This is a genomic window from Priestia megaterium, from assembly GCF_041941685.1.
In the GTDB taxonomy this organism is placed as follows: domain Bacteria; phylum Bacillota; class Bacilli; order Bacillales; family Bacillaceae_H; genus Priestia; species Priestia megaterium_C.
The window spans coordinates 3,936,887-3,952,056 of the sequence record NZ_CP130958.1; the positions used below are offsets into that span (position 1 = coordinate 3,936,887).

Annotated in this window: 15 protein-coding genes and 1 pseudogene; 5 read left to right on the top strand and 11 right to left on the bottom strand. The window is 37.0% G+C overall.

Annotation, left to right across the window (positions count from 1 at the left end; all coding sequences use genetic code 11):
- Positions 1–87: 87 nt before the first annotated feature.
- Positions 88–513, top strand: coding sequence for a DUF2621 domain-containing protein (locus Q5794_RS20940; RefSeq protein WP_013058765.1), 426 nt, complete (start codon positions 88–90; stop codon positions 511–513).
- 31 nt (positions 514–544) lie between these two features.
- Here Q5794_RS20940 and Q5794_RS20945 read toward each other — a convergent pair whose 3' ends face one another.
- The 3 genes from Q5794_RS20945 to Q5794_RS20955 form a co-directional block, all read right to left on the bottom strand.
- Positions 545–1,036, bottom strand: coding sequence for a CcdC family protein (locus Q5794_RS20945; protein WP_013058766.1), 492 nt, complete (start codon positions 1,034–1,036; stop codon positions 545–547).
- A 103-nt stretch (positions 1,037–1,139) separates the two neighbouring features.
- On the bottom strand, positions 1,140–1,697 hold the full coding sequence (locus tag Q5794_RS20950) for a DUF2179 domain-containing protein (RefSeq protein ID WP_116075865.1): 558 nt from the start codon (positions 1,695–1,697) through the stop codon (positions 1,140–1,142).
- A gap of 211 nt (positions 1,698–1,908) precedes the next feature.
- Positions 1,909–2,616, bottom strand: a complete 708-nt coding sequence (locus Q5794_RS20955; RefSeq protein WP_192996290.1) for a cytochrome c biogenesis CcdA family protein — start codon at positions 2,614–2,616, stop codon at positions 1,909–1,911.
- A 130-nt stretch (positions 2,617–2,746) separates the two neighbouring features.
- On the opposite strand from Q5794_RS20955, the gene Q5794_RS20960 reads away from it, so the two are divergent.
- A complete protein-coding gene (locus Q5794_RS20960; RefSeq protein ID WP_013084718.1) occupies positions 2,747–2,923 on the top strand; it encodes an aspartyl-phosphate phosphatase Spo0E family protein in 177 nt (58 codons plus the stop codon).
- Positions 2,924–2,944: 21 nt separating this feature from the next.
- Here Q5794_RS20960 and Q5794_RS20965 read toward each other — a convergent pair whose 3' ends face one another.
- The 8 genes and pseudogenes from Q5794_RS20965 to yneA form a co-directional block, all read right to left on the bottom strand.
- A complete protein-coding gene (locus Q5794_RS20965) occupies positions 2,945–4,750 on the bottom strand; it encodes an ABC transporter ATP-binding protein (RefSeq protein WP_374988405.1) in 1,806 nt (601 codons plus the stop codon).
- On the bottom strand, positions 4,740–6,503 hold the full coding sequence (locus Q5794_RS20970; RefSeq protein WP_214984453.1) for an ABC transporter transmembrane domain-containing protein: 1,764 nt from the start codon (positions 6,501–6,503) through the stop codon (positions 4,740–4,742). The genes Q5794_RS20965 and Q5794_RS20970 overlap by 11 nt, the downstream gene beginning before the upstream one ends.
- A gap of 90 nt (positions 6,504–6,593) precedes the next feature.
- Positions 6,594–6,806, bottom strand: a complete 213-nt coding sequence (locus Q5794_RS20975; protein ID WP_013058772.1) for a YneF family protein — start codon at positions 6,804–6,806, stop codon at positions 6,594–6,596.
- 90 nt (positions 6,807–6,896) lie between these two features.
- Entirely contained in the window at positions 6,897–7,337 is a 441-nt protein-coding gene (gene sirA, locus Q5794_RS20980; protein ID WP_013084721.1) for a sporulation inhibitor of replication protein SirA, read from the bottom strand.
- Positions 7,338–7,485: 148 nt separating this feature from the next.
- Positions 7,486–9,492 carry a transketolase gene (tkt, locus tag Q5794_RS20985; RefSeq protein ID WP_013058774.1) on the bottom strand — a complete coding sequence of 669 codons (2,007 nt, stop codon included), beginning with the start codon at positions 9,490–9,492 and terminating at the stop codon, positions 7,486–7,488.
- Positions 9,493–9,659: 167 nt separating this feature from the next.
- Complete coding sequence (locus tag Q5794_RS20990; protein ID WP_013058775.1) at positions 9,660–9,890, bottom strand: DUF896 domain-containing protein; 231 nt, start codon at positions 9,888–9,890, stop codon at positions 9,660–9,662.
- Positions 9,891–9,959: 69 nt separating this feature from the next.
- Positions 9,960–10,627, bottom strand: a pseudogene (locus Q5794_RS20995) (recombinase family protein).
- 51 nt (positions 10,628–10,678) lie between these two features.
- On the bottom strand, positions 10,679–11,008 hold the full coding sequence (gene yneA, locus Q5794_RS21000) for a cell division suppressor protein YneA (RefSeq protein WP_014458514.1): 330 nt from the start codon (positions 11,006–11,008) through the stop codon (positions 10,679–10,681).
- Positions 11,009–11,153: 145 nt separating this feature from the next.
- Here yneA and lexA point away from each other — a divergent pair, with 145 nt between their 5' ends.
- The 3 genes from lexA (at position 11,154) to Q5794_RS21015 (ending at position 15,150) form a co-directional block, all read left to right on the top strand.
- The gene (lexA, locus tag Q5794_RS21005; protein WP_013058778.1) at positions 11,154–11,771 is read left to right on the top strand and encodes a transcriptional repressor LexA; all 618 of its coding nucleotides are present in this window, start codon (positions 11,154–11,156) and stop codon (positions 11,769–11,771) included.
- A 211-nt stretch (positions 11,772–11,982) separates the two neighbouring features.
- Entirely contained in the window at positions 11,983–13,428 is a 1,446-nt protein-coding gene (locus Q5794_RS21010; protein WP_214984452.1) for a hypothetical protein, read from the top strand.
- 216 nt (positions 13,429–13,644) lie between these two features.
- A complete protein-coding gene (locus Q5794_RS21015; protein WP_215054949.1) occupies positions 13,645–15,150 on the top strand; it encodes a glycosyltransferase family 39 protein in 1,506 nt (501 codons plus the stop codon).
- Positions 15,151–15,170 lie beyond the last annotated feature (20 nt).

The window sequence follows — 15,170 nt, forward strand, 5'->3', positions numbered from 1 at the left end:
TATTGCCATAAAAGGAACAAGCCTTTTATAATAAATGTATAAATATAGTAATGTTATGATTAACCTCTTTATAAAGGAGTGAAAAATATGCTAGAGGGCTGGTTTTTATGGGTTATTTTATTTTGGGTTGTCTTTTTAATGAGCATGTTTGCTATCGGCGGATTTTTTATGTTCAGGAAATTTTTAAAGCGCTTACCAAAAGAAGACGGCATGTCTGAGCTTGATTGGCAAGATCACTATCTTTCCAAAACCGTCCACCTTTGGTCAGCGGATCAAAAGCAGCTATTAAACGTTCTTGTTGAACCAGTACCTGAACTATTTCGCGATGTAGCTAAACAAAAAATCGCGGGAAAAATTGGGGAACTCGCAATTGAAGAACAAGCAGCCTCTATAACGGAAGACTTAATCGTACGTGGATACATTTTAGCTACGCCTAAACGTGATCATAAATTTTTATTAAAAACATTAAAAAAACAAAAGATAGATGCCGTCCCCTATCAGCATTTATTTTAAATCAAAAAAGGTGGCTGCGCAGCCACCTTTTTTAGTTTAATATCGTTGTATTAGCAAGACGATCATTATGCAGCTTTCGTTCGAGCTTTTTGTACGATGTGTACATAGCAATGCGCCAAGGTACAATCATACCAAATGCTAAAATCCAGAACATACCGCCAAGCTGGCCAACATCAATTGAAGAACTTAAATATATTTTCATTGCAATTCGAATAATAAGCAAACCAATAATAATGAATGCAAAAGCTTTTGAACGCTTCAAGTAAATATGATCGTCACGAATTTCAAATTTAGACGTTTTAATTAACAGGATTGAGAAAATCATGCCTGCGATTAACGCCTCAAGCAGTTCTGCACCCGTTACTCGAAACATTGGAAAGATAAACATTAACGCTCCCGTACTCATAAAAAAAGGCGGAAGTATAATTTTTTTTGCATTCGTTGGTTTATCAGCAGCTTTCATTCGAACAACTAATATGAAAGAAGCCATAAAAATTGCGACAAGTGTTGAAGCAATAACCAATGAAATCCTTCCTTTACTATAGTTTAGTGTTTACTTATATTATAATCCAAAAAACATCAGAAGTAAAAGTGCAACAAAAAACAGAAGAGGATATCTTCTGTTTTTATTTAGTAGAGGTGATACCTGCTTTTGCTTTTTGCTTTTGTTTTTGCTTTTTCATTGCTTTTAGTAAGAACCCGCCTTTAAATTTACGCGGCTCGTATGAAATAATGAAAGCACGAGGCTCATATTCTTCAATGAATGCTAATAGCTCTTCTTCTCTACTTCTTTTTGTTAAAATGTCTAATCTATAGCGTGCACTGTCTCTTCCTTCTCCTTGGTAAACAGTAACACCAAAACCTTCCTGTCGAAGGCGGTTAATCAACTCTTCATTTTTGGTCATAAGGTTAACTAAGAATGTTGTATATCCGATAGCAAGTCTAGATTCGATATAACTTCCAAGGATAATTCCCACTCCAAACCCAACTGCATATACAACCATAGCAAGCGTGCTTTGATCTCCTGAAAATACAAGGGATAAGCCGAATACATAAATTAACGCTTCAACAAATCCAAAAACCGAGGCATACATACTCATACCTTTGACTAAAAAAATTGTGCGCAGCGTCAAGATCGGTACATAGATCAGTTGCAAAAGCAAGATTAACAAAATATCTTTCAATTTATACACCTCTTTTTAACAATTAAAAATATGACGATTTCATTGTATCACTCCGTATTTATAGAAGATATAGTAAAAATAAATTTTTTCTATATATTTTTTTACATCATATTCTTTTATATTTCCTAAGAGCGAAAGTAACTATTTTGTCTTTTAAAAAATAAAAAGAATCTGCCAATTCCCAGATTCTTTTTTGTATCACTTTCCCTTTTCAGAAGCCCGTAAACCCTCCGAATACGCTCGTTGTATAAATAATAATTTTTGTCATCCAGTCAAAATACAAAATAAATCCCATGCCAATCATTGCGTATCCGCCAACTTTCATCATGGAATTCATATGTTTTTTTAACCAGTTCATTTTCCCAATAAAAAACGTCATAATAAAAAATGGAATAGAAAACCCAAGTGAATAAGTTATCATGTACAAAAGACCGGAGCCTGGGTTTGTCGCTGCAAGCGCCATAACCGATACTAAAATAGGTCCCGTGCAAGGAGTCCAGCCCGCAGCAAAAGCCATGCCTATGAAAGAAGAACCTAAGAGACCAGCCGGCTTATTTGCGAATCGAAATTTATGTTCTTGCATAAGAATGCGAGGCTTAAAAATCCCTAGTACAACTAGACCAAAGAAAATAATAAGAATAGCGCCAATCTGCCGAATTAAATCCTTATAGTTAAAAAACCACTGACCAATAAAGGACGTCGCAAAACCAATCATAATGAAAATAATAGAAAACCCAAGCAGAAAGAAAGCTGTGTGAATAAAAGCTTTTCGCTGATGTGACTTAGCGCCTTCCTTTAGCTCGCTAACTGATACTCCGGTTATGTACGATAAAAAAGCTGGGTACAAAGGCAAACAGCAAGGTGAAATAAACGATAAAAAACCTGCGCCAAATGCCAAAAACAAATTTAAATCTCCCACATTTCCCACTTCCCTTTTTTGTTCTTTTTCGTTACCATTTTGTAACCAAATTGTCTTATCTCACTTCTTTCAAATAGTACCATTATCTTGTATAATTAGGTAAACGACTTGTTAGAAGGGATACATAGCATTGGCAAAAAAAGATATTCTATTAGCGATTGAAAAGAAACGAGAAGAACTCATCCGCATAGTCCGAGTAAGTGGATTAAACTCTCCACCTGCTATTAAACATAGTCAAGAATTAGATCATTTATTAAATGTTTACAATGAATTCCCTGCTCAAACAACAGAAACAACCTCTTCATGAAGGTTGTTTCTTTTTTCACCTTCACTCTATCAATTCTGTATAAATCTCTTTTACTCCTGTTTCTTTGCTGAAATTCACTTCTTTTTCACTGTGCTGAAGCTGATACATGTTATAGTACAAACCGCCTTTGTTTAGCAGTTCAGCGTGCGTTCCTTTTTCGACGATTTTTCCTTTATGCAATACTAAAATACAGTCGGCGTGTTGAATGGTCGATAAGCGATGGGCAATCGCAATTGTTGTGCGGCCTTTTCCCATATCTCTTAACACTTCTTGAATCGCTTCTTCTGTTTCTGTATCAATGTGTGCTGTTGCTTCATCAAGAATAAGGATTTTAGGATTCCGGATGACCGTTCTTGCAAATGCTAAGAGCTGACGCTGACCGCTTGATAAAGTCGAACCTCTTTCGACTAGCACTTCATTATACTTATTAGGAAGTGCTTCGATAAATGCGTGAGCTTGCACAAATTTCGCCGCTGCTTTTACTTGTTCATCAGAAAAATGGTCTTCATGCAGCGTAATATTTCGCTTTACGGTATCGGCAAATAAAAAGGCATCTTGCAGCACCAGCCCTACCTGATCTCGAAGCTGTTCATTTGAAAAAGACGATAGCGGTTTATTATCAATCAAAATGTCTCCTTTTTGCTGCTCATAAAAACGCATTAATAAATTAATGATAGAGCTTTTCCCGCTTCCAGTATGGCCTACTAAAGCCACTGTTTCTCCTTCGTTTACCGTAAATGATATATCAGAAAGCACATCTCGAACACCATCATAGGAAAACGTTACGTTTCTGAATTCTACCGTTCCTTTTTGTACCCCCTGCTTTTGTTCTCCTGTCATGACTGGATTTTTTTCTTTTTCATCCATCAAGTCAAATACCCGAGAGGCTGATACCATCGCTTGCTGATACATAGAAAGACGCTGCATCATTTCATTAACAGGCTCAAAAAAACGATCCAAGTAGTTGATAAACGCGTAAAGAACACCAATTTTAACAGGACTGTCAGCTACAGAAATACCAAAATAACTGAGCACAAGAATAACGGCTAAAATGTAAAGAATTTCGACTGCCGGCCTTAGCAGCAAACCATCCAACTTAATATTGCGCATCCCCGCTTTGTAATGTTCATCATTGATTTCTTCAAATTCCGAGCGCAGCCGCTTTTCTTGACGAAATAACTGAATAATAGACATGCCTTGCAAAGACTCATGAAGCTTGGCATTTAACTGGCTTAGCTTTTCCCGGAGCTGTCCGTAGTAAATAGCGCTGTAATGCTGATAAAACTTCATAAGTCCCCAAATGAACGGGAGAAGAACTAAACAATAAAAAGCAAGCTTCACATCTAGCATAAACATGGCTATAAAAATACCGACCAAAAATACCCCATTTTGAATAAAAACCGCGGTGACTTCCACAAACATTTCTTTCATGGCTTCCGTGTCATTTGTAATTCGAGATACCAGGCTTCCTGTTGGCGTGTTGTCAAAAAAGCGAAGAGCCAAGCGATGAACATGAGAAAAAACGTCAATTCGAATCTGCTGAATAATTTGAAGCGCAATTTTTTGGAACTGCAGAAGCTGAAAGTATTGAACGACAATTTTTAAAAGCTGTAAAAGCAAATAACTGCTTACAAGCCACACAAGAGGCTGAAGAGGCAAATACTTAGGAGTTAAATAATCGTCAATGAAAATTTTAATCAAAATGGGCCCTAATAAATCCGCAGCCGTAGCAATTAATAATAGTGTGAACGCTAAAAAAAATGATTTTTTATGCGGAATTGTATAGCGAAATAGACGTTTATGTACCGAAGAATGCTCAATTTTCATTTTTCGTCTCTCCTTCTTCTACCGCACGTTCAAGCTGCTGTCTATCATACATATCCTGGTACCAGCCGCTCACGCTAAGCAGTTCTTCATGAGTTCCTCGCTGAATAATTTTCCCTTTATAAAGTACAAGAATCAGGTCTGCATGAGTAACCGAGCTCAGTCGATGCGCTGTAATAATCGTTGTTCGATTTTGACGTTTCTGCTTCAGCGCTTGTAAAATACCCGCTTCCGTTTTTCCATCTACCGCTGATAGCGAGTCGTCTAAAATTAAAAGCTCAGGATCTAATAAAAGAGCTCTTGCAATCGAGATACGCTGTTTTTGTCCACCCGATAACGAAACGCCTTTTTCACCTACTATTGTTTGATAGCCATCTGTAAAATCGAGGATGTCTCTATGTACATTGGCAACTTTAGCCGCTTCTTTAATTTCTTGATTGCTTGCTTCTCTTTTTCCAAACGCGATATTATCAGCAACTGTTGTTGAAAACAAAAAGTGATCTTGAGGAACATATCCAATGCTTTTGTACAATGAATCAAAAGCATAGTCTTTAATGTCTTTTCCTCCCCATAAAACAGCTCCGTCACTTACATCAAATTCACGAAGCAGCAGCTTTAAAAGCGTGGTTTTACCAGCACCCGTCTTTCCGACAATACCTAACGTTTGACCGCGAGAAAGTGTAAAATAAATTTCGTTTAACGTATATTCGTCTTCTTTAACATACGAAAACCTATGAATAACAGCTTCAATATTTCCTGTTGGCCTTTCAGCACTAGGATGCGCTGCTTCTTCAATCGAATTTTCTTCTTTTAATAAAGAAAATACCCTGTCATATGATGCTCTTCCTCGTTCCACAATGTTAAATAGCCAGCCAAACGCGAGCATCGGCCAAATAAGAAGGCCCAAATAAGTTGTAAAGGTAACAAGCTGCCCCAGTGTTAACTCTTCACTAATAACCATCTTGCTCCCAAAAATAAGAGCAAGTAAAAAAGAAAGTGCTACAATAATCGAAATGGTCGGATCAAACAATGCATCTACTCGGGCTACTTTCATGTTCTTTTGGACAACATCTGCAGACTTAATGCGAAATTCTTCGACATCAGCTGCTTCTTCCCCAAACGTCTTAATGACTTTAATGCCGCTAATGCTTTCTTGAACCTTATCATTTAAAGTAGAAAATGCTGCTTGTGCGTGATGAAACCGCGCATGAAGCAATGTACCGTAGTAACTTGTTAAAACGGCCATAAGCGGCATAGGAATAAGGCAAATAAGCGTTAATTTCCAGCTGATTGTGAGGGCCATTGTGCATAGAACAAGCCCTCCTGTGACAATGGAATCCACGAGTGTCAAAACGCCGGAACCTGCAGTTTGTTGAATAGCTTGAATATCGTTTGTTGCATGGGCCATCAAATCCCCAATTCGCCGCCGTTGATAAAAGGCCTGATTCATCTTGGTAAAATGAGTGTAGAGTGTATTTCTCAGCTGCTTGGCTAGTTTAACAGATGAACCAAATATCATAATACGCCATATGTATCTTGTGAAATAGGCCACAACAGCAGCTCCTAGCAAAATGCCAACCATCTGTATTAAGCGCTTTCCATTCAGCGTCTCTTCTTTAATGCCATCTACCGTTAAACCAATAATTTTAGGCGGGAGAAGTTCTAATGCTGCCACAATAATGAGCAGCACTACCCCCGTTATGTAAGACTTTTTTTCCTGTTTGAAAAACCACCATAACTCTCGAAAAATTTCCATCGTATCCCCCTAGCCCCACAACCATTTTCTTATCTCTATCATAAAACAAAAGACACCCTTCTGAATAGAGAGTGTCTGTCCAATTAACCATTATTTAATTTGGCCGTTCATTGCTTTCATCATTTGGTTAATTTTTTTCTGCGATGGTTTCATGCCCATTTGCATCATCATCATTTTTAACATTTGTTCATTAATTGGTGGATTTTTCTTCAGATAGCTCATCATATATTTACGAGCAATGAAAAATCCTAGCGCTATCCCAACAATTAATGCTAGAACACCAACTAGAATATACATTCCCATGGTATTACTTCCTCCTTCGTGTTGTCTAACTTACAGTGTACTAGACCATACGCTATTATACAATATTTCCGTTCCAATTTCCTTAAATAATTACACAAATTTTCTTGTTTTCACAGGCCTCAGCCAGCCGTATTCATCCGTTCCATAATTCACTGCTAAAAAACAAGGATCTAGCTTGCGTAATACTTCAAAAAAAGCTGTCTCAGCATCAACATTGCCATCTCCTTCAATTGTTATACAGCGATTCGTTAATTTTATAGATGCTCGACTTTTTTTATGAGGATATTCCAGCACAAACGTCTCTTGATGAGTAAAAAAATGAGGATAATGAGAAAACGCCTGAAGCAATTCTCGTTGAATAAATGAAATGGGCAGTTGGCGAGTAATGTAATGAACTTGTTTTTGTAAGTGCGTTTCCTGCAAATGACGTTTCATTCTATATTCAATCAGCAGCTGATAAATGAGCTTTTCTCTTCGAAAATAGGATGATGCAACTTCTTCCTCCATTAAATATACTTCATACGTTCTCACGATTCATCCTCCCTTTCGGCTCGTTCTTTTTTGTACTATTATACCGAATGGTGTACGCAATGCTTGTCTATCGATGAAAAAATCCCTTTGTTTTTTTGTCGAAAAAAAGAGCAGACCACAGAGGTCTGCTCTTTCTTATGAAAAAGAATTATGCATTAAGCAAGCTTTTCACTTTTGCTACTACATTTTCAACTGTAAAACCAAATTCTTTCATGATTGTTTCACCAGGAGCAGATGCACCGAAGTGATTAATACCAAGAACTTGTCCCTCGTCTCCAACATAGCGTTCCCAGCCAAGTGTAGAAGCCATTTCAATACCTAAACGTTTTTTCACTGATTTAGGGATAACACTTTCTTTGTACTCAGCAGATTGCTCTTCGAAACGATCCCATGCAGGCATACTTACTACAGATACGTCAATGCCTTCTGCAGCTAATGCTTTTTGTGCTTCTACTGCTAGGCTTACTTCAGAGCCTGTTGCAAGTATTAATGCATCCGCTTGGTCTTTACCAGCTTTAGATACAACGTACGCACCTTTAGACACGCCTTCGTATGCATTTTCTTTTGTACCTTCAAGCGTTGGCAAGTTTTGACGAGTCAATACAAGCGCCGTTGGGCGGTCAGTTGATTCTAATGCCAAGCGCCATGCAGCAGCTGTTTCATTTGCATCTGCAGGACGAACCACTGAAAGACCTGGCATTGCACGAAGTGATGGCAATTGTTCAATTGGCTCATGTGTTGGGCCGTCTTCTCCAACTGCGATACTGTCATGTGTGAATACATATGTTACAGGAAGCTTCATTAAAGCTGCTAAGCGAATTGCTGGGCGAAGATAATCAGAGAATACAAAGAATGTTCCTCCGAATACTTTTACGCCGCCGTGTAGAGCCATACCGTTTAATGCAGCTCCCATTGCAAATTCACGTACACCGAACCAGATATTACGTCCGCTGTAATCAGCTGCAGTGAAGTCTTCTGAACCTTTAATCATTGTTTTATTTGAGCCAGCTAAGTCAGCTGAACCGCCGAAGAATTGAGGTACAGCTTGTGCTACTGCGTTTAATACTTCTCCAGAAGAAGCACGGCTAGCTAGGCTTGAACCCGTTTCGTATGCTGGAAGCGTTTCTTCCCAGCCTTCCGGTAACTTTCCTTCTACTGCTAGTTCAAATTGACGACCTAGTTCAGGATATTTTTCTTTATACTGTGCAAATACATCGTTCCATTCGTTTTCTTTCTTTTGGCCATCTTCAGCAATTGTAGCTTTGAAGTGAGCATACACTTCTTCTGGCACATAGAAATCTTCTTCAAATGTCCATGCATAAGCTTCTTTTGTTAATTTTGTTTCATCGGAACCTAATGGAGAACCGTGCACGCCAGAAGTACCCGCGTGGTTTGGAGAACCAAATCCGATTGTTGTTTTTACTTCAATTAGCGTTGGGCGTGTTAAATCGCCTTTTGCTTCTTCAATTGCGTTTGCAATCGCTGTCAAGTCATTGCCGTCTTCAACGCGGATTACTTGCCATCCGTAAGCTTTGAAACGATCTTCTACGTTCTCAGAGAACGAGCGATCTAAATCTCCGTCTAAAGAAATATCATTTGAATCGTATAAAACAACTAAACGTCCTAATTTTAAGTGTGCCGCTAATGAAGCTGCTTCAGCAGATACACCTTCCATTAAGTCTCCATCACCACAAATACCATACGTAAAGTGGTCTACAATTTCTAAACCTTCTTTGTTGTATGTTTCAGCTAAATGACGTTCTGCCATTGCTTTACCAACAGCCATTGCAATACCTTGTCCTAGTGGGCCAGTTGTTGCATCAACACCTGCTGTATGACCGAACTCTGGATGACCTGGTGTTTTACTTCCCCATTGACGGAAGTTTTTAAGGTCTTCAATTGATAAGTCATATCCAGCTAAATGAAGCAAGCTGTATAATAGTGCCGATCCGTGTCCTGCTGATAATACAAAGCGGTCACGGTTGAACCAGTTTGGATTCTTTGGATTGATGTTCATAAATTTTGTCCACAATGTATATGCCATTGGAGCAGCTCCCATTGGCATACCTGGGTGACCTGAATTTGCTTTTTCAATCGCATCGATTGATAAAGTACGAATTGTTGCAATCGAAAGATCTTCAATACGTTGTGTCATACTCTTCATTCCTTTCAAAACTATGTACATATGTTATCATACTAATGATTTGCTTATTTGTACAATACTTGAACCAAAAAATTTTCCACTTTTACAGTTTTTGTGTGCCTTATTAAAAATATACAAAAAACTAGAGGGAACTCTTCCTCTAGTTTTACTAGAACGTCTTAGTGAAGACGCTTCTTTTTACTCTCTTTTAACTTCTTAGGCGTAACATCTTTACCTTCTTCGTCCACAACTTTAATCGTATGAAGGTGATTAGTCATAGATTGTCGGAAAACTTTTAAATATTCCTGACGTAGCTCTTGCTGTTCTTTCGCTTCAGATTCTGTCAGACCTTCAGCCTTTGCCTTTTTTGAAAGAGCATTAATACGAGCAAGTTTATCTTTTGATAGCATATAAAACCTATCTCCTTATAATCAATAATTAAAATTACCGAACCGTTCCGGCAACATGTAGTCATCTTACTAAATCTCTTTCGTTTTATCAAGAGATTGAGCACTCTCTTGATACTCTTGATAGCGGCGATGTACCGTCGCTTTTGAAATATTATAGCCAAAACCTTTTAGCGTAACTGAAATTTCAGCAAAGGTTAAGCCGTTATGACGAAGGCGGACAATTTCTTCAATCGGCGCTTCTTTTTTTCCCTTCCCGAGTTAACTCCTTGATTTTTTAAATTTTGCTGCGGACGATAACCGTTTTCTACGGCTCTTTTCATTCCTCTTTTAATTTTGGCGTTATGTAATTTCCGCTGATGCTCTTCCACTAAGCTAATAATATCTAACACCATTGAATCAGATTCTGAAAGCTGAAGCTGACCTTGATGACTAATCGTATAGATTGTAGCATTTTCTTTATGAAAAGCATGAAGCAGCGCAATTCGGGCATTTCCTCTGCCTAATCGTGTTTCGTCTTGAATGAGCAGCGCAGATATTTTCTCTTCTTTCATTGTATGAAGAACATCCAAAATACCCTCTCTGTCTACATCATATCCGCTTGCTTTTTCCATTACGACTTTTTTTACGTCTAGATGGTGAAGATCAGCAAGCTTTTTTAATTCTTCTTGCTGGCGCTGTAAAGATGTTTCTTGGGTTTTTTTATCCGTACTGACACGGCAATAAATAATGGCATCCACTTTTATCACGACCTTTTCGGCTTCTAACAATATTCAGGAACGGCCGTTACACTACTGTTCAATTGCCACTTGATTATGTAACTCTTTTTTTAAAACAGGAATATATAATTTATCTCCAGGAGATAAAGACTGGGCAGTGTCTGAGTTTAAATCATTGACGTCTTCAACCCATTTGACAAATTCATTGGTGGTCAAATGATGGTGATTATGATACTTGTTGGACAAGTCCCAAAGCGTATCTCCTTTTGTAATAGTAACCGTTGAATATTTGTCTAAATCTACTTTATCCGCTCCTAAAACCAGCGTCAATACATATGTAAGTGCAGCGATAACTGCAAAAAAAATAGCGTAATGTTTCATAGAATGTAAGAATTGTTGCATATTATGACCCCCCATCAGAATATATGTTCTTATTTTAGTGAGAACATTTGTTTCTGTCAATGGAATTCTTCGAACTTATGTTTGTATATTGACACATCACGTGGTATAATTCACCTAAAGAATAGCTAAAATCGAGGTGAAAAATATGAAGCTATCAAAACGTCAACAAGACATACTAGATTTTATTAAGCACGAAGTAAAATTAAAAGGTTATCCGCCTTCTGTTCGCGAGATTGGGGAAGCAGTAGGATTAGCCTCTAGCTCCACTGTACACGGGCATTTAGCTCGGTTAGAAAGCAAAGGGTTAATTCGCAGAGATCCAACAAAACCAAGAGCAATCGAAGTTCTTCAACTAGACGAAGTAAACATCCCTAAAAGCAATGTCATTAATGTTCCTGTTATCGGTAAAGTAACAGCGGGTCTTCCTATAACAGCCGTTGAAAATGTGGAAGAATATTTCCCTCTTCCAGATAAATTTGTTTCTCCAGATGATCATGTATTTATGCTTGAAATTATGGGAGAAAGTATGATTGAAGCAGGTATTCTAGATGGCGATATGGTAATCGTACGTCAGCAGCAAACAGCTAATAATGGAGATATTGTGGTCGCTATGACCGAGGACAACGAAGCAACGGTAAAACGTTTCTTTAAAGAAGAAAATTTCGTTCGTTTACAGCCTGAAAATTCAACGATGGCGCCTATTATTCTTCGCCACGTAACGATTTTAGGAAAAGTAACTGGTGTATATCGCACGATTCACTAGTAAGACACTGTATGTAAAACCAACTAATCATGATGTTAGTTGGTTTTTTTACGTTTGTTTTCTAAAAAAATTGGCATATTATAAATGATACGTTGAATCATTGCAGGCAGGTAGAACGGTTTTTGTAAAGCTTGTTTTACCTTTTACTTTCTATCTGCATTTCCTCGACTCTTACAAGGAAATACAACCGACCATAGGAAGGATGTAGTTTATGACCAATACATCAAGGAAAACAGAACCATTTCAAACCATTGTACCTACCAAAGCAATGAACATGTTTCTTTTTCCTTTTTCCTTTGATCGAAAAAATAAAGAGCAGCTTGTTCATGCACTGAAAACAAATTTGTTCGAGTTTTTTTCCATTCAAAACAAACATTTAGAAAAAGAATACTACGGAGAACAGTATTACGTATCTCATGATAGCCTGGATCAATATTTTCTTCCTTACATTGAATGTATTCTATTCCCTGACTCGTGCGAAAAAGAAGGGTTGCTTCGATTTTCAAAAAAAATAGACCATACTATTACGTTACACACTTCCTCCACCACCGTGTCTAGCAACGTGCTGTCTGTGGATGTTTTTTTATGTCCTTTTGAAATTGGCGTCATGACCATTCGCACTGAGATGAGCCATAATCATTACACCTATGATGATATTTTAGAATTCATGAATCATTTTCGTGTATTAGAACCGAAGCTTGCTGAAGAGCATGGATCCACCATTACATATGAACATCATCGCTATAGTAAAGTGCAAGACTATATTTTTTCACAGCTCGCGCCATTTTTGAACGAACACATCAAAAAAGAAGCCACACGTGAACAGCACGTTGGGAGCCTTCCTTATTTTATCGATGAACGGATGTTTGTGTTAAGTTATGTAACGGTAAATCAAGAGCAAGAGATTAATTCCACAACTTTATTTCGTACTGGACAGCTAAATAGCTATACGCCTGACGGGAAAGCGTTTATTTCTGCACACAATCATGAGTATATTAAAACGTATAATACTAAACATGTGTATTCCAGATGGGCGCCTGAAACCTATTACGTCATAACAGACCATGTGTTTTCGTGTATTTCTAAATCGACAGACTCTAAAACGGATCAGCTTTTGATGAATCATCTATTTGGCCAGCATTACTATAATTTATTTTTACATTTTTTCTATAAAATCGTGTTGCTAAAACTATCTTATGAGTATTCTCAGCTCACGTTTCATAAAAATTCAGAGGGCATTGAACGACTAATTCGCTCTATTACCGTGTTTTCAGGTAAATATTTATTTTTAGAAATTAGCTCTCGCACAGAAGGTCAAGAGTTTTCTGAGCTCTTTAAAAAAATCTTCCACATCAATTCTCTTTATCAAGAAGTCAAAGAAACCCTTGGTACTTTGTACCAAAATCAAGAGAAAATCGCAGCCAAGCGTCACAATTACTTATTATTAATTTTAACGATTTACACGGTTCTTTCCGGTATTTACGGAATGAATTTAGTTATTAGCAAACTAAAGGGAAACATCAATTGGGGTAGTATGAAGCAGTTTTCTATCTTTGAATATATCGCTTTAATAGTAGCTCTATCAGGAATTCTGATCAGCATTAGTCTCGGAGTGAGTTCCCTATGGAATTTATTAAAAGATCGATTTAAAACATAAAAGCTGTTCGCATACGTATGGATGCAAACAGCTTTTTCTATTACGAAATCTTTTTCCTACTCGGCTTACCCTTTTATCAAACGTTATGCCGCTGTTACAATTTCAGAACAATCCAACATTATACTCTATAAGAAAAATATATACAAAATAATAAAATATGGTATCATAGGGTAGGAATTTTGTACCTTATCTATGAAATAATTTGCAGGAGGTAATATGCTTAACTCATTTTTATCCAAAAGCCTGATTTTTTTATGTGTCATTATTCTTACATGGTCTCTATGGGGCAGTTATAGTGCGATGACAAATTCATTGGAATTAAAAGGCTTGGCTTTAAGTAATTCATTTATTATTGAAGGAATATTTATCACTTTCCTTGTCATTTTTCTAATAGCTATTGCAAGTAGATACATGAACAAAACTGTTTTTTTTATTTCACTGATTGTTTTGACCTTAGGTATTCGATTAGCATGGATGCTTTCTGTTCAAACGCCTGTAAAATCTGACTTTCTTGTCATGTTAGATGCCGCGCGTAATATAGCAAAAGGAAATTATGAATTTAATCAAAGCGTTTATTTCACTACATGGGTATATCAGCTGGGCTTTTCATTCTATGAATCTGTTATTATTCGCTGTTTTGGAGATAACATTTTTATATTAAAATTGTTAAATATTTTTTATTCCACTGGAACCGTTATTTTTATTTATTTAATTGGCGCTAAAGTATTTAACGAACTTGCTGGGAGAATGGCAGCTTTCTTGTATACGTTCTACATTCCGAACATTCTCTATAGCTCAGTGTTAACTAATCAGCATTTAGCTACTTTTTTATTTTATGCAGCTTTTTACCTTATTATAAAAAGATTTGCTCATAACAAGTTTAGCTCGCTTTATATTGGCCTTCTATTGTCGTTAGGAAATTTAATGCGCCCTCTAGGACCCATTATTATCGTTGCTGTTTTCATTTATTTCATCTTGCAAATTCTTCAACCTTACATTAAAACGAAGAATGCTGCTGAGTTAAAAACTCATCGAAAGAAAATAGGAAAAAACCTCGTAGGCATACTGGCTACTTTTTTTATTGTAAATGCGCTGATCAACTATTCTTTTGTAGCCAGCGGTATTTCTAAATATCCTTTAAGTAACAGAGATCCTTTATGGAAATTCGTCATTGGCTTTAATTACGAAACAAGCGGTTCCTATTCTTCAGAGGATGCTAGTCGTTTTATGGGTATGCCAATTGGAAAAAAACGAGCTGAAGCAGAAAAAGAGGTAATTAAAGAGCGGATAGCAGATAAAGAGCAACTTTTAGATCTCTTTCACATTAAATTCCTAAATATGTGGGGAGGAACGGATGCATCTACATTTTGGAGCATTTCATTAACTCCTCAAGAAGATGTACCTTCCAATAAAGAGAAATTAATTAGTGCTGCTCAAAGTTATGAAAGAATCATTTATGTATCAACTACTATTATTTCCATTATTGGCCTTATATGTTTATTCCTGAGAAAGCAGGATAAATATCCATATACACTGTTTTTATTACTAATCATAGGATACGTTCTTATTCACTTGCTTATTGAAATTCAAACTCGCTATCGATTCTTTATTTTTCCAAGCTTTATGCTGCTCGAAGGGCTTGGTATTTCAGTGATTCTATCCTATTTAATAGTACGATTTACTAAAAATGAGCCCAAGACAAAATGTGAAGAGATAAATTAAATGGAAGGGATTATGCAACC

Excerpts from the sequence above, each read along its gene's own strand:
- Q5794_RS20940 (WP_013058765.1), top strand. The coding sequence starts at position 88 with ATGCTAGAGGGCTGGTTTTTATGGGTTATTTTATTTTGGGTTGTCTTT.
- Q5794_RS20965 (WP_374988405.1), bottom strand. The coding sequence starts at position 4,750 with ATGAAAATTGAGCATTCTTCGGTACATAAACGTCTATTTCGCTATACA.
- Q5794_RS20970 (WP_214984453.1), bottom strand. The coding sequence starts at position 6,503 with ATGGAAATTTTTCGAGAGTTATGGTGGTTTTTCAAACAGGAAAAAAAG.
- Q5794_RS20975 (WP_013058772.1), bottom strand. The coding sequence starts at position 6,806 with ATGGGAATGTATATTCTAGTTGGTGTTCTAGCATTAATTGTTGGGATA.
- tkt (WP_013058774.1), bottom strand. The coding sequence starts at position 9,492 with ATGACACAACGTATTGAAGATCTTTCGATTGCAACAATTCGTACTTTA.
- Q5794_RS20990 (WP_013058775.1), bottom strand. The coding sequence starts at position 9,890 with ATGCTATCAAAAGATAAACTTGCTCGTATTAATGCTCTTTCAAAAAAG.
- yneA (WP_014458514.1), bottom strand. The coding sequence starts at position 11,008 with ATGCAACAATTCTTACATTCTATGAAACATTACGCTATTTTTTTTGCA.
- lexA (WP_013058778.1), top strand. The coding sequence starts at position 11,154 with ATGAAGCTATCAAAACGTCAACAAGACATACTAGATTTTATTAAGCAC.
- Q5794_RS21010 (WP_214984452.1), top strand. The coding sequence starts at position 11,983 with ATGACCAATACATCAAGGAAAACAGAACCATTTCAAACCATTGTACCT.
- Q5794_RS21015 (WP_215054949.1), top strand. The coding sequence starts at position 13,645 with ATGCTTAACTCATTTTTATCCAAAAGCCTGATTTTTTTATGTGTCATT.